Source organism: Collinsella sp. AF37-9, assembly GCF_003475115.1.
GTDB lineage: Bacteria > Actinomycetota > Coriobacteriia > Coriobacteriales > Coriobacteriaceae > Collinsella.
The window spans coordinates 19,104-32,961 of the sequence record NZ_QROQ01000015.1; the positions used below are offsets into that span (position 1 = coordinate 19,104).

The window sequence follows — 13,858 nt, forward strand, 5'->3', positions numbered from 1 at the left end:
CGATGAAGAAGACCCTGTGGACGAGAAGATCGGCGCTCGCGCTTTTTTGCTGTGCTGCTGCCGGCCTTGCGGGCATGAGGGTGAGCGTCGTTAACGGGAACCGGACGGTCATTCCTGAGAAATATTACGCGGAGGGCGAATGGCTCTCGATGGATGGAGCGTTTCTGGGGTCGAAGGATGTGGTGACTGATGGGTATTCGTTTTGCATAGACGGGGCAGAGTTGCTCACGCCGCGCGAGTATCTCAAACGAGCACATGACGATTATTCAAAATATGGCACCGTGGATACGAAAACGAGACTGAAGGATGCCGACATCACGTGCGTTATCGCCGTAAAGATGCGTGTCAGAAATAGGGATAATATCGACGGTGGAATCAAAGCGTATGTTTGGCATCTGGTTCCGGAGTCTGCGCCAAACTATGATTTTGTAGTCAATACCGATCTGATAACGCAAGCCATGCCGGTCCTTGGCGGCTCTGCTGCGTTTGCCGTGGAGGTTGGGGCAGAAAACGAGTTGCTCGTCCCATTTATGATGCAGAACACCAACGACTATTTCGAAGGTTACGAGACCGTCCGTTTTGAGAAAGCATTTCCCGGGACTTACACGATGAAGATGACCGATCTGCCGGAGCGGAGGCTCTTAAGGTTTGAAGTGAAATAGCTCGAGAGCAAGGCAAAACGGGTCCATTGGCGGTACGCGCGCCCGATTCCAGGCGCCCCGGCCCGGAATCGGGCGCGGGACGAGGCGCCTTCGGTGTCGGCCGGCCTACCGCTTCTTCTTGCTCTTCTTCTGCTTGCGCTGCTTGCCCTTGGTCTCCTGGGGCTTGTCGCCCTGTTTTGCTTCGGCAGCGGCCTTTTCTGCCTTCATCTTCTTGCGTTTGGTCTCGATGCGGAGTTTTTTGTTGATGCGCGCCTTAAGGAAGGGACCGAACTGCTCGGCATCGCCGCGGACAAAGGTGTCCTTAGGGATCGTCACGCCCTGGTCGGCGAACATGGCCACAAAGATGCGCTCGCCGTCGAGCACGTGGTCGAGCTTTTCAAACGGGAAGAACTGCGACTTGCCGCTCGTGCCCCAAACCATCAGGCCGTCCTCGTTGGCGGCGACGCGGCGATAGCGGCCACCCATGGACTCGTCGGCCTCAACGGCGTCGATAAAGTCGCGGGCGAGGGTGTGGTGCAGGTTTTTGCTCCACCAGGCCAAAAAGGCGCCGAATACGATCAAGACGACGCCAAACTTGATCCAGTTGCCGCCGGCCACCAGCATGCCGATGCCGATGAGCGCGGCAATTGCCGCGGCGACATACAGCGAGCCGCGACGCCTGGGCGAGGCGACCAGGCGGGCGAAGTCGGTGACGAGGTCGTTTTCGTATTGGTACTCGTTGAGGTACAGGATGCCGTCGTCGGCTGCGGCCTGCTCCTCGAGCGCGACCTCGACCTGGTCGGCTGCTTCGGAGGGAACGAGGTTGCTCTCTGCGTCTGCCATGCTCTTTGGACTCCTATCGCGGCGGGCTCGCCGTACGGGTTATTATGGAATGCAGTATGCCGTGCGACCGCATGGCCGCCGCGGCAACAAGACTCAGTATACCCGGGGGAGCACCCATGGAATCGTTGTACCGAAAGTATCGCCCGCTCACCTTTGACTCCGTGGTGGGCCAGCAGCATATCGTCTCGACGCTCGAGCACGCCATCACCGAGGGGCGCCTGTCCCACGCCTACCTGTTCTGCGGACCGCGCGGCACGGGCAAGACCACCATGGCGCGCATTCTGGCCAAGGCGCTGCTGTGCCGCAATGCCGAGGCGGCGCGCGCCGAGGGTGCAAGCGGCTGCATGCCCGACGGTACTTGCGAGGAGTGCGAGCTCATTGCCGAGGGTAACCACCCCGATGTCTACGAGCTCGATGCCGCCTCCCGCACGGGCGTGGACAATGTGCGCGAGGAAATCATCAACTCCGTCAACTTTGCCCCGGTGCGCGGCAAGTACAAGATCTATATCATCGACGAGGTCCACATGCTCACGACGGCGGCGTTCAACGCGCTGCTCAAGACGCTCGAGGAGCCGCCGGCACACGTGATCTTTGTGCTGTGCACCACCGACCCGCAAAAGATTCTGGAGACCATCCTCTCGCGCTGCCAGCGTTTCGATTTCCATCGCATCGGCAACGAGGATATCGAGCGTCGCCTGGCATACGTGTGCGAGCAGGAGGGCTTCGATTACGACGATGAGGCGCTGGCTATCGTGGCGCGCCATGCCAAGGGCGGTATGCGCGACGCGTTGTCCACGCTGGAGCAGCTGAGCGTCTTTGGCAACGGTTCTGTGCATGCGGACGACGCCCGCTCGCTTTTAGGCGAGGTTTCGGACCAGATTCTGGGCGAGTTTTCCCGCGCCATTGCCGATCGCGATGTTGCCGAGCTCTATGGACTGATCCGTGCGCAGGTCGAGGAAGGAAACGACCTGCTGGAGCTGACGCGCGACCTGGTGGCGCATGTGCGTGACGTGTACGTTGCCTGCGTTGCCGGTGCCCGTGCCGAGCTGTTTGAGGGCGGCTCCGAGCAGGCCGAGGCGCTTGCTGCCGAGGCCGCTGCCTTTGGCGAGCATCCTGCCGACCGCCTGGCCCGTGTGCTGACGGTGCTCGACGATGCCGCACTGGAGATGAGGGGCGCGAGCGACGTGCGCCTGGTGCTCGAGATCGCCTGCACGCGCCTGGCACGTCCCGAGGCCGATTTAACGATTGAGGCATTGGCCGAGCGCGTGGCCCGCTTGGAGGCCATGGTTGCCAACGGCGCCGTGCCGGCGAGCGTGGCTGCTGCTCAGGCCGCCGCGCCTGCAGCATCCGTACCCGCTGCTGCCCAACAGCCGACGCTCATTTCGGGCGCTCGTGCTGCCGCTCCGGCGGCATCCGCTGCCCCCGCTGCTACGTCCGCGCGCCAGGGCGGTATGCCTTGGGACCGTGGTGCTGCTGTTCCGGCTGCCCAGCCTGCGTCCCGTTCTGCGTCCGTGTCAGCTTCCAAGCCTGCAGCGCCTGCACCTCAGCCTGCGCCGACTCCGACGCCTCAGCCCGTTGCGGCTCCCGCGCCTGCCACCGCTCCGGCACCTAAGCCCCAGTCCAACAATGCCGCCCAGGTTGCCGCCGCCGGTACTGCCGAGACGCCCGCGGTCGAGGATGCCGGAGAGCTGCAGCGCAAATGGGCCGAGGTTGTCGAGCGTGTCAAGGCGCGTCAGGCTTCCTACGCGGGGCTTTTGCTCAATGCCCGCGCCACGGCTGACGACGGCTCCAGGCTCACGGTCTCGTTCCCCGCGGGCTCGACCTTTGCCATCAAGATGCTTGGACGCGCCGACACGCAGTCGGTGGTCCTGCCGACAGTCAGTGCGGTCTTCGGTCGTCGTACCGTCGACTATGTCCTGGATGGGGGTGGCACGCCGGCTCCTCAACATGAGGAGCATTCTCCATCTGCACGGGCTGCGGTATCTGCGGACCCGCAACCCGTGTCCTCGGCGGCCCCTGCATCCTCGAGCGCCAGCGCGACGCAGCCAAAAGCAGCACCGATAGCGGCGCCGACCCCGTCGGCGCCTAAGCCCGTCATGGCCAAACCGGCTGCTCCGACACCCGCGCCCAAGCCTGCCTCGCCCGCGCCCAAGTCGTCTGACCTGGGCAAAGCCCCCTGGCTGCGCTCCGACAACCCCGCCGGCGCTCCTGCCACGGGCAAGCTCCCGACCGAGCCCGCGCCCCGAGCGCCCGAGCGCGCGTCCGCTCCCAAGGCTCAGCCCGCCGCGCCGTCTGCGCCATGGGAATCCGAGCAGGTTCCCTACGACGATGCCATGGTTGGCGGTTTTGTTGCCGATGCTGGTGGGGACGATCTGCCTCCGTTCGACGTGCCGGGTGCGGCGTCCGCGCCCAAGTCCGCTGCAACTGCCCCCAAAGAGGAGGACGCTCCTGCAGCTCCCTGGGAGTCCAACTCCGGTGCGGGCGGCCCCTTCGGCCATCAGGGTGCAGCCCCGAGCATCCCGCAGACCGAGGACGAGGCCAAAGCCCTCATCCGCAGCGTCTTCGGCCAGTCCACCATCTTCAAGCCGGTGGAGTAGCTGCGCAGGCGGGTATACTGCTCAAGAAGAGAACCCCTTGCCCGGGCGCATCTGTATTTCGGACATGTGCAACGTGGTGCCGCGTATATCGCATTCGAGCAGACAGGCGCGTGACGGTCGGCCTAGGATGCTGAGGTCGATACGATACGTCGCATGGCTGTCCGTGTACTCGACTTGCTCGGCGTTGACGGTTGCTCCGATTGTAAATAAAGAGCCCAGTTCGGCATCGACAATCTTGGAGTCCTTTATCTTGACCTTGAACTCTTGGTAGAGGGACGGGCTGTTGTAGTAAATGGTTCGGGTTCCGTCGGTGCATTCATCGGTCGTCTCCCATTTGACGACGGGCTGGTCCGAGCTGGCTATCAGCAGTTCTGCTCCAAAAGCTATGGCATGGGTGATGATAACCAGTAATACCCAGACGACAAAGAGATAGAGAACCACATATGCAACGGGGTGTTTTGAGCGGATGTTTTGGAGTACGGCTGGGACATTCACGAGGGCACCTCCAAATCGTCATCTATGACAATCAAATTATACCCAGCCGCCATGCGTGCCGCCTCGAGCAGCGGCTCGGCATTTTGCCATGTAGCCTTGTAGCCCTACGCATAAACTGCCTGGTTCCAGCTCTGCTAGATGTAGCTTGAGATAATTATGCAACCTTGCATAATTCGACCTTGCATAATCTTGGGCGTGCGTCACGCTCAAGGACATGTATATCGACTGAGGTAGCGTGTCCGCCCCGCTTGCTTGCCCCGCGCCGTGGTACGATTTTTGAGTTTGAAAGTCCCGTCGCGCTCCGGCTGCCCTTGCAGCTTGTCGCGCGGCCGCACGTAAAGGAGCCATCATGGCCGGTATGAACATGCAGCAAATGATGAAGCAGGCTCGCAAGATGCAGGAGCAGCTTGCCGCCGCGCAGGAAAACCTTAAGTCCCAGACCGTCGACGCCTCTGCCGGCGGCGGCATGGTCAAGGTGACCGTTAACGGCGAGATGGAGCTCGTCAACCTCACCATCGACCCCGATGCCCTCGATCCCGAGGACGTCGATATGCTGCAGGACATGATCATGGCTGCCGTCAACGAGGCCGTCCGCGGTGTCAACGAGCTCGCCAACAAGCAGATGGGCGCCATCACCGGCGGCCTCAACATCCCGGGCATGCCGTTCTAAGACACGCATATATATGAGTGCCAACCATAGTCTGCAAAAATTGCTCGATGAGCTGGGCCGTCTGCCGGGCATTGGTCCCAAGTCGGCCCAGCGCATCGCCTATTACCTGCTCGAGGCCGATGCCGAGGAGGCGCGCCGCCTGGCCGAGGCTATCCTGGAGGTTAAGCAGGAGGTTCACTTTTGCAGCCGCTGCTTTAACTACGCCACGGCCGACGAGTGCTCCATCTGCCAGGATTCGATGCGCGATACCACTCGCATTTGCGTGGTGGGCGAGCCGCGCGATGTCCAGGCGATTGAGCGCACGGGCAGCTACCACGGTCTCTACCACGTATTGGGCGGCGTGATCAGTCCCATGGACAAGATTGGTCCCGAGCAGTTGCACATTCGTGAGCTGCTGGCACGCTTGGGCCACGAGGACATCCACGAGGTCATCATCGCCACCAACCCCAATATCGAGGGCGAGACCACGGCGAGCTACCTGGCCCGCACTATCAAGCCGCTGGGCGTTGAGGTGTCGCGTCTGGCGAGCGGCCTTCCCGTGGGCGGCGACCTGGAGTATGCCGACGAGCTTACGCTTGGGCGCGCCATCGAGGCCCGTCGCACGATTTAGGTGGCGAGCCTGCTCCTGCCGTATGTCTTCATCGCGACGCACGGGGTAGCCATAATTTCCCCGTGCGACTGTAAGTTTGTTGTGCAACAAAGATGCTTTGTATCCGCTTATCGCATGGATGCTTCCACTCGCATCCTTAATTTGCCCATTCGTTGCGGAACCTTTTGGGTTCGCTGATACACTCAAATATGGATTCGAATGAATGCGCCGCTCCCGAGCGGCGTGTTTTTGTTGGAGGAGAACGCATGCGGCCCGGTGGCACTCAGACAAAGCGCGGCGCCGCGGTGCGCATGCGACGCCGACTGGGCTTGGCGCCGCGGGCGTACGCACTGCTGTCTTGCTCGCTGGTGCTGGTCATAGCTGGCGTTTCTGCCTATGGCATGACCGTGCCGTCCATGATGCAGGCACATGCCGCACGCGAACCGCGCGTGGGGCATGAGGTCAAAAGTGACCTGGGGACCACGACTGGATATGCTTGGGCAAGTGTGGTCGCGCATATTGTGTTTGGCACCGGCGACGCGGACGGCGCCGAGGCCCCGGACAACGAAGTCACGCTTGCCAATGGCAAAACCATCGTGCTCACCAACACCAAGATCATCGATCGGTTGTCCAACAATAGCGTGGCGGCAACGGTGAATAAGGTCGAGCAGCAGAAGGAGCAGGACGCCCAGCAGTCCGGAAAGCCCGGTAGCTCGGATACTTCTGGCTCCGGCTCGGATTCGTCGAGTTCGGGCGGTGGCTCTGGGTCGGGTTCCTCTGCCGGAGGGTCTGGAAACGGCGGCTCGACGGGCGGCAACACTGACAACGATGCAAACTCCGGTGGCCTTTCCGCTGCTGAGGAAGAGAGCATTCACAGCTGGCTTGTGACCAAGTACAACATGCTCGACGGCTATGTTTCTCGTGCCAATGACGTGGTCTCGACCTATAACTCTACGGGAGATCCCAGGCCGTGCGACAGCCTGGTCGGGGAGATGTTTGTCATTCGAGCCGAGTTCGGTCGTCAGACATTCTCGCCCCGGTCAAAGTGGTATCAGCAGTATGCCAATCTGTGGGGCTGTTACACCAACCTATGTCAATGGGTCGGCCATTACGGCGATGATGACGTCGCGCTCGGTAACTTCAACAATAACGTGGCGGCGCTTGCCCTATGATGACCGATCTTGCATCCACCACACCACAATCGCTCGGTCGCGATCCCATGGTCGGCCTGCGCCTGGCGCGTGTCGACGGGTTTGAGCCGGCCATTGCGCTCGGTCAGGACGAACTGCCTGCCTATCTGCGTCGTTTTACGATACTGTTTGCCGACGATGCCACCATGCGCCGTGGCGGTATCGGCCGCGTGACGCGTGCCGTCAACGCCCAAGGCGAGGCCGTGGCACTCAAGCAGCTCATCTTGCCAACGTGCGATGAGTTTGACGATGCCGCCGCCCATGAGGCGCTGGTCGCCAAGTTCAAAGCGGCGTTTCGCGAGGAATACGAATGCCATCGCGCCCTTTCGGGCCTTAAGGGCTTTCCCCGCCTCTATGGCTGGGGCGAGGTCGACGGTGTGCCTGCAATTGTCATGGAATGGGTCGAGGGCGAGACGCTCGCCCGCTTGCGCTCGCGCTTTGCCGTGGACGATGCCGGCCGCCTATCGCCGCTTGTGGCGGCGCGTCTGGGTCGCGACCTGTTCGATCTGCTCTGCCGTATGAGCCTGGTGGGCGAGGGCTTTGTCCATCGCGATATCTCGCCCGCTAATATTATGGTGCGTACGGCGCGTCTACCGCTTGACCGGCAGCTTGCCGAGGGCACCTTTGACCTGTGCCTGATCGACTTTGGCTCGTCGCTGGCGCTTGAGCCTGCGTCGGCCGTGGCCGGTACCGGCGGCAAGGCGTCGTTTACGGAGCGCTATGCCACGCTGCGTCGCGCGACGGTTGCCTATGCCCCGCCCGAGATGCTCACCGACGATATTCCCGACCTGCGCGCTTTGCGTATGTCGCCGGCGATCGACGTCTATGCCGCAGCAAGCACGGTTTACGAGCTCATTGCCGGCGCCGCGCCATACGAAGCCGCGCCGAGCACTTCGGGCACCTCGGGTTCGCGCAAAAAGACGCGCGACATCGCCAGCCCCTACCGTCTCAAGATGGACACGCTGCCCGACTATCCCATTGGTGCCCATGCGCCCGGTTGCGATTTGACTCAGCTGCTTCGTCGTGAGCCCGATGTGGCGCTCGCTGCGGCCGAGCAGGCCCAGCAGCTGGGGCTTGAGCCGGATTCCGAGGAGCTACGCGATGCGCTGGCGTTTGTCGATGCCCAGCTGTTCGACGTGGTGATGGCCTGTCTGTCCAGCCATCAAAAAGATCGTCCCGAGCCGGCGGCGGTCGAGGCGGCGCTCTCGGCGTTTTGTGACCACTATGCGCAAAATGTCGGTCGTTCGCTCCGCGGCGAGCCGCTCACGCCGTGCCCCATGGATGCGTCTGGCCGCGCGGTTCGTCGCGCGCTGATGGTCGGCGCGACGGTCGTCTGTGGCGTGGTTTGGGCTGTGGTCGTGGTTTCGGCCGCGCTGCTGGCGTCGGGCGCTCGCGTGACGGCGACTTTGGGATCGCTCGTGTGGTCTGGGTCGCTACCGGGTATTATTGCCGCACTGGCGTTGGCGCTGCCAGGCATAGCCGGCGTTGCCGCGGGGGCACTTGCGCGCGATCGGCGCTCGGGCTTCCTGCAGGGTGTGCTTGCGCTTTCTGCCTGCGAGGTTCCGGTGCTGGTTGTGGCTGCATGTAGCGTATTTTCCCAACGCGCCGTGATGGGCGGCCTTGTTGCCGCTCTGGTTGCAACCTATACGCTTACGTGGTTTTTGCTTGCGATGGGCTTTGCCTTTGAACTTCCCGTTTCGGCACCGCGACGCACAAAAGTCCAGATGGCGACTCCGCTTGCCGGTGGAGCCGCAGCTGCCCGTACTTTTGGCGGACCTGTCGAAGTATCGTCCGATTCTATTTCTACGACCAAGGAGGCCTAGGTCATGGCATCTCAAGTTGAGCTCACCCCATGTGGGGCCATGTTTGACATCTTTAAGCGCGCGGCGCATCTGAGCCATATCGAGCTGTGCGGCTTGGTGCTTTCGTCCCGTCCGCTCGCCGACGGCCGCAGCCCGCAGAGCCGGGCCGCCGATCGCTCTTGGGTTTCCCGCTTTATCGTTCGCGCGCCGGTCGGCACGCTTCAGCAGCGCTACTTTGCCGAATACGGTACCTCGGCTGCGCGTATTATGTCGCAACTGGCCCTGCGCCAGCGAAATCCCATGGACTCCACGGCTGTGATCAATATGGTGTGCGGTCCTGCAGGTGAACTGATGGTACGCGCGCTCGAAGAGTGCCACCAGGACACGAATCTCTATCGCAACGCGCTCGATCGCCTGTCCCAGGCGGCGGAACTCATGCCCGCCGAGCGCGCCGAGGCCGTGCTGGTGCTGTTTGTCGCCGTCGGTTGTTCGGCGGATGTGCGGTCCTCGGTGAACTATGCCATCGACTACGCGCACGCGACCTGTGGCGGAGGCACCTCCACGCCGCGTTCGCTTGGCATGTCGATGACCGCAGGCGAGCGCGAACCCGCCCCGGCGCACCCCTTGGGCTTGCTGCGCGTGCAAAACAGTTTTGTCGTGAGCGCCCCGCGCTGGATTCAGCCGAGTGAGCAGGGTGTTGAGATTGGCGCGCTGGCCACTGGTGAGGGCGATATTACCGACGTCGGCGACGATGTCTCGGCCCGCCATGCCCATATCTGGTGCGATGCTCAAAATATCTGGCACGTCGAGGACTTGTCGTCTACCAACGGAACCGTGGTGGTAAACGGGGCCACGCGCGTCTGCATTCAGGTCGAGCCCGGCCGTTCCGCCCAACTCAATCCCGGCGACGAGCTCAAGCTCGGCGAATCCACTACCTACGCCATCCTCTTCGGTGCCCTCTAGCCAGTCCCGCCAAATGGTCCCTCCGTCCCCAAGGGATCATTTTGCTCCCGGCAGTCACCCGAGGTAAACCTTTACCGCCCGCCTATATTTGCCGAAATTACACTTGACGGCGGGGTACAATAAACCCGCATGCGGATTTCCGTTGCGGGCGCTTCCCATCGCCGGGGCGTGCCCGGGAGCATCCGGCATGCGGCCTTTGCGGCGCTCGGTCATGTGCAAGACGGGCGGTCGGGTCTGTGGGGCGCATCAACTGCCCCTCGCCTCGGCATGTCTTCTCTCCACGCCATGTACCTGCTGCTGAGCCTGCCTGCCAGATGATTGGAAGCAACAGCGTAAATCCCATCACGCCAACATCCCGGCGATCGCCGGGGCCTGTATACCTATATGAGAGGAGAGGGGTATATGGCGCGTAAGTTTAAGTCTATGGACGGCAACGAGGCGGCCGCATATGTTTCGTATGCGTACACCGAGGTAGCGGGAATCTATCCCATTACGCCGTCCAGCCCGATGGCCGACCATGTCGACCAGTGGGCGGCCCAGGGTCGCAAGAACATCTTCGGCACCCCGGTCAAGGTCGTCGAGATGGAGTCCGAGGCAGGTGCGGCCGGTACCGTTCACGGTTCGCTGGGCGCCGGTGCTCTGACCACCACCTACACGGCTTCTCAGGGTCTGCTCCTGATGATCCCGAACATGTACAAGATCGCGGGCGAGCAGCTCCCGGGCGTCTTCCACGTCTCCGCGCGTTGCGTCGCCTCCCACGCCCTGAACATTTTTGGCGATCACTCCGACGTCATGGCCTGTCGTCAGACCGGCTTCGCCATGCTCGCCGAGGGCAACGTCCAGGAGGTCATGGACCTTTCGCCGGTGGCTCACCTTGCCGCCATCGAGGGAAAGACCCCGTTCCTTAACTTCTTCGACGGCTTCCGCACCAGCCACGAGATCCAGAAGGTCGCCATGTGGGACTACAAGGATCTGGCCGAGATGTGCGACATGGACGCCGTCCAGGCTTTCCGCGACCATGCGCTCAACCCTGAGCACCCGCACACCCGCGGCAGCCACGAGAACGGCGATATCTTCTTCCAGAACCGTGAGGCCTGCAACAAGGTCTACGACGAGCTTCCCGCCGTCGTCGAGGGCTACATGAAGAAGATCAACGAGAAGCTCGGCACCGATTACGGCCTGTTCAACTACTACGGCGCTCCCGATGCCGATCGCGTCGTCGTGTGCATGGGCTCCTTCTGCGACGTGCTCGAGGAAGTCATCGACTACCTCAACGCTCACGGCGAGAAGGTCGGCCTGGTCAAGGTTCGTCTGTTCCGTCCGTTCTCTATCAAGCACTTCGTCGACGTTCTCCCCGAGACCGTCCAGAAGATCGCCGTCATGGACCGTACCAAGGAGCCGGGTTCCATCGGCGAGCCGCTCTACCAGGACGTCGTCTCCGCTCTCTACGAGGCCGGCAAGACGGGCATCAAGGTCGTCGGCGGCCGTTATGGCCTGGGCAGCAAGGACACGCCTCCCGCGTCCGCGTTCGCTGTCTTCGAGGAGCTCAAGAGGGACGAGCCCAAGCGCGAGTTCACCATTGGCATTGTCGATGACGTGACCAACCTGAGCCTGCCCGAGGCCGAGGATGCGCCCAATACCGCAGCCCCCGGCACCATCGAGTGCAAGTTCTGGGGTCTGGGTGGCGACGGTACCGTCGGCGCCAACAAGAACTCGATCAAGATCATCGGCGACCACACCGACAAGTACGTCCAGGCCTACTTCCAGTACGACTCCAAGAAGACCGGCGGCGTCACCGTCTCGCACCTGCGCTTTGGTGATTCCCCGATCCGTTCGCCGTACTACGTGACCAAGGCCGACTTTGTCGCCTGCCATAACCCCAGCTACATCGTTAAGGGCTTCAAGATGGTCCGCGACGTCAAGCCGGGCGGCACCTTCCTGGTCAACTGCCAGTGGAGCGACGAGGAGTTCGCCGAGCACATGCCCGCCGTGGCCAAGCGCTACATCGCGAACAACAACGTCAACGTCTACCTGATCGACGCTATCGACCTGGCGGCCAAGGTCGGCATGGGCAAGCGCACCAACACGGTGCTCCAGTCCGCCTTCTTCGCGTTAGCCAAGGTCCTGCCCGCCGAGGATGCCCTGCAGTACATGAAGGACGCGGCTACCAAGTCCTACATGAAGAAGGGCCAGGCTATCGTCGACGCCAACCACAAGGCCATCGATGCCGGCGCTACCGCCTTCCGTAAGTTCGAGGTTCCGGCCGACTGGGCTACTGCCGAGGATGCCGCCCCCGTCGAGCTCTCCGAGGAGACCAAGTCCGCTATCGCCCAGCAGGTCAAGAACCTGCTCGAGCCCATCGATCGCATGGACGGTGACAGCCTGCCTGTTTCCGCCTTCGTCGATTGCGCCGACGGCCAGTTTGAGCTGGGCGCCTCCGCATACGAGAAGCGCGGCGTCGCCGTGGTCGTTCCTCACTGGGACGAGACCAAGTGCATCCAGTGCAACCAGTGCGCCTATGTGTGCCCGCATGCCACCATCCGTCCGTTCGCGATGACCGAGGACGAGGCTGCCGCCGCGCCCGAGGCTACCCGCACGCTCGACGCCATGGGCCCCAAGGCCAAGGGCATGAAGTTCACCATGGCTGTGTCCCCGCTCGACTGCATGGGTTGCACCAACTGCGTCAAGGTCTGCCCCAAGGGCGCCCTCGAGATGGTTCCCACCGAGCAGGAGATGGACCAGCAGCCCGTTTGGGACTACATGGTCGAGAACGTCTCCGAGAAGAAGGAGCTCATCGCGGCCAACGTCAAGGGCAGCCAGTTTAAGCAGCCCTACCTGGAGTTCTCGGGTTCCTGCGCCGGCTGTGCCGAGACCGCCTATGCACGTCTGGTGACCCAGGTCGCCGGCGACCGCATGTTCATTTCCAACGCCACCGGCTGCTCCTCCATTTGGGGTAACCCCGCTGCCACCGCTCCTTACTGCAAGGACAAGGACGGTCACGGCCCGGCGTGGAACAACTCCCTGTTCGAGGACAATGCCGAGCACGGTCTGGGCATGGCCGTTGGCTATGAGGCCGTTCAGCACAAGCTGATCGCCGCTACCCAGGACATCATCGCTGCCGATGGTCCGTCCGATGAGCTCAAGGCCGCCGGTCAGGCTTGGATCGACTCCGTCAACGACGCCGAGGCCTCCAAGACCGCTGCCGCTGCCTACGTTGCCGAGCTCGAGAAGTGCGGCTGCGACGCTTCCAAGGCAATCCTCGCCGACAAGGCTTACCTCACCAAGAAGTCCTTCTGGATCTTCGGCGGCGACGGCTGGGCCTACGACATCGGCTTCGGTGGCCTGGACCACGTCCTGGCTTCCGGCCACAACGTCAACGTCTTCGTCTTCGACACCGAGGTCTACTCCAACACCGGCGGTCAGGCCTCCAAGGCCTCGAACCTGGGCCAGGTCGCTCAGTTCGCCGCTGCCGGTAAGGTGACCAAGAAGAAGTCTCTGGCCGAGATCGCCATGAGCTACGGCTACGTCTACGTGGCACAGGTTGCCATGGGCGCCAACCCGGCTCAGACCCTCAAGGCCATTCACGAGGCCGAGGCCTACGACGGCCCGTCCCTCATCATCGGCTACAGCCCCTGCGAGATGCACTCCATCAAGAAGGGCGGCATGCAGAACTGCCAGGCCGAGATGAAGAAGGCTGTCGAGTGCGGTTACTGGAACCTCTTCCGCTTCAACCCCGAGGCTGCTGCCGGCAAGAAGTTTTCGCTCGATTCCAAGGAGCCCGCGGGCGGTTACCAGGAGTTCCTGATGAACGAGGCCCGTTACGCTTCGCTGACGCGTTCCTTCCCCGAGCGCGCCGAGGAGCTCTTCAAGGAGAACGAGCAGGCCGCCATGGACCGCTACGCTCACCTGCTGAAGCTCAAGACGGTGTACAACGAGGCCTAAGTCTCCCACCGCAGGATCTGAGGGCTGACCTTCGCGGACGTCCTCGGACATGAAAGAACCCCCGCTGCGCACTACGTGCGGCGGGGGCTCTTTCGTCCTGCGGAATGTCCGCGAAGGTTAGCCCTC

At 62.4% G+C, this 13,858-nt stretch carries 10 protein-coding genes; 8 read left to right on the top strand and 2 right to left on the bottom strand.

Going from position 1 to position 13,858, the window contains the following annotated elements; all coding sequences use genetic code 11:
• Positions 1 to 2 precede the first annotated feature (2 nt).
• On the top strand, positions 3 to 662 hold the full coding sequence (locus DW024_RS05850; RefSeq protein ID WP_117584193.1) for a DUF5028 domain-containing protein: 660 nt from the start codon (positions 3 to 5) through the stop codon (positions 660 to 662).
• A gap of 105 nt (positions 663 to 767) precedes the next feature.
• Here DW024_RS05850 and DW024_RS05855 read toward each other — a convergent pair whose 3' ends face one another.
• The gene (locus DW024_RS05855) at positions 768 to 1,484 is read right to left on the bottom strand and encodes a hypothetical protein (RefSeq protein ID WP_089573261.1); all 717 of its coding nucleotides are present in this window, start codon (positions 1,482 to 1,484) and stop codon (positions 768 to 770) included.
• A gap of 116 nt (positions 1,485 to 1,600) precedes the next feature.
• Here DW024_RS05855 and dnaX point away from each other — a divergent pair, with 116 nt between their 5' ends.
• Positions 1,601 to 4,081, top strand: a complete 2,481-nt coding sequence (gene dnaX, locus DW024_RS05860; RefSeq protein ID WP_158551940.1) for a DNA polymerase III subunit gamma/tau — start codon at positions 1,601 to 1,603, stop codon at positions 4,079 to 4,081.
• Between the two features lie 21 nt (positions 4,082 to 4,102).
• Here the strand turns inward: dnaX and DW024_RS05865 are convergent, their stop codons facing one another.
• The gene (locus DW024_RS05865) at positions 4,103 to 4,576 is read right to left on the bottom strand and encodes a hypothetical protein (protein WP_117648547.1); all 474 of its coding nucleotides are present in this window, start codon (positions 4,574 to 4,576) and stop codon (positions 4,103 to 4,105) included.
• Positions 4,577 to 4,925: 349 nt separating this feature from the next.
• Between DW024_RS05865 and DW024_RS05870 the strand changes: the two genes are divergently transcribed.
• The 6 genes from DW024_RS05870 to nifJ all read left to right on the top strand — a co-directional run bounded on the left by DW024_RS05870 (position 4,926) and on the right by nifJ (position 13,732).
• Positions 4,926 to 5,246 (top strand): YbaB/EbfC family nucleoid-associated protein, encoded by a 321-nt coding sequence (locus DW024_RS05870; protein WP_006235174.1) that lies wholly within the window; start codon positions 4,926 to 4,928, stop codon positions 5,244 to 5,246.
• Positions 5,247 to 5,259: 13 nt separating this feature from the next.
• Positions 5,260 to 5,856 carry a recombination mediator RecR gene (recR, locus tag DW024_RS05875; protein WP_089573257.1) on the top strand — a complete coding sequence of 199 codons (597 nt, stop codon included), beginning with the start codon at positions 5,260 to 5,262 and terminating at the stop codon, positions 5,854 to 5,856.
• 245 nt (positions 5,857 to 6,101) lie between these two features.
• On the top strand, positions 6,102 to 7,007 hold the full coding sequence (locus DW024_RS05880; protein WP_117564927.1) for a hypothetical protein: 906 nt from the start codon (positions 6,102 to 6,104) through the stop codon (positions 7,005 to 7,007).
• The gene (locus tag DW024_RS05885) at positions 7,004 to 8,848 is read left to right on the top strand and encodes a hypothetical protein (protein WP_118377207.1); all 1,845 of its coding nucleotides are present in this window, start codon (positions 7,004 to 7,006) and stop codon (positions 8,846 to 8,848) included. Before DW024_RS05880 ends, DW024_RS05885 begins: the two co-directional genes overlap by 4 nt.
• A 3-nt stretch (positions 8,849 to 8,851) precedes the next feature.
• Complete coding sequence (locus DW024_RS05890; protein ID WP_118377208.1) at positions 8,852 to 9,790, top strand: FHA domain-containing protein; 939 nt, start codon at positions 8,852 to 8,854, stop codon at positions 9,788 to 9,790.
• Between the two features lie 402 nt (positions 9,791 to 10,192).
• Positions 10,193 to 13,732 (top strand): pyruvate:ferredoxin (flavodoxin) oxidoreductase, encoded by a 3,540-nt coding sequence (nifJ, locus tag DW024_RS05895; RefSeq protein WP_118377209.1) that lies wholly within the window; start codon positions 10,193 to 10,195, stop codon positions 13,730 to 13,732.
• Positions 13,733 to 13,858 lie beyond the last annotated feature (126 nt).

What these genes read in the sequence shown, in the direction of transcription:
- DW024_RS05850 (WP_117584193.1), top strand. Translation starts at nt 3, where the DNA reads ATGAAGAAGACCCTGTGGACGAGAAGATCGGCGCTCGCGCTTTTTTGC.
- DW024_RS05855 (WP_089573261.1), bottom strand. Translation starts at nt 1,484, where the DNA reads ATGGCAGACGCAGAGAGCAACCTCGTTCCCTCCGAAGCAGCCGACCAG.
- dnaX (WP_158551940.1), top strand. Translation starts at nt 1,601, where the DNA reads ATGGAATCGTTGTACCGAAAGTATCGCCCGCTCACCTTTGACTCCGTG.
- DW024_RS05870 (WP_006235174.1), top strand. Translation starts at nt 4,926, where the DNA reads ATGGCCGGTATGAACATGCAGCAAATGATGAAGCAGGCTCGCAAGATG.
- recR (WP_089573257.1), top strand. Translation starts at nt 5,260, where the DNA reads ATGAGTGCCAACCATAGTCTGCAAAAATTGCTCGATGAGCTGGGCCGT.
- DW024_RS05880 (WP_117564927.1), top strand. Translation starts at nt 6,102, where the DNA reads ATGCGGCCCGGTGGCACTCAGACAAAGCGCGGCGCCGCGGTGCGCATG.
- DW024_RS05885 (WP_118377207.1), top strand. Translation starts at nt 7,004, where the DNA reads ATGATGACCGATCTTGCATCCACCACACCACAATCGCTCGGTCGCGAT.
- DW024_RS05890 (WP_118377208.1), top strand. Translation starts at nt 8,852, where the DNA reads ATGGCATCTCAAGTTGAGCTCACCCCATGTGGGGCCATGTTTGACATC.
- nifJ (WP_118377209.1), top strand. Translation starts at nt 10,193, where the DNA reads ATGGCGCGTAAGTTTAAGTCTATGGACGGCAACGAGGCGGCCGCATAT.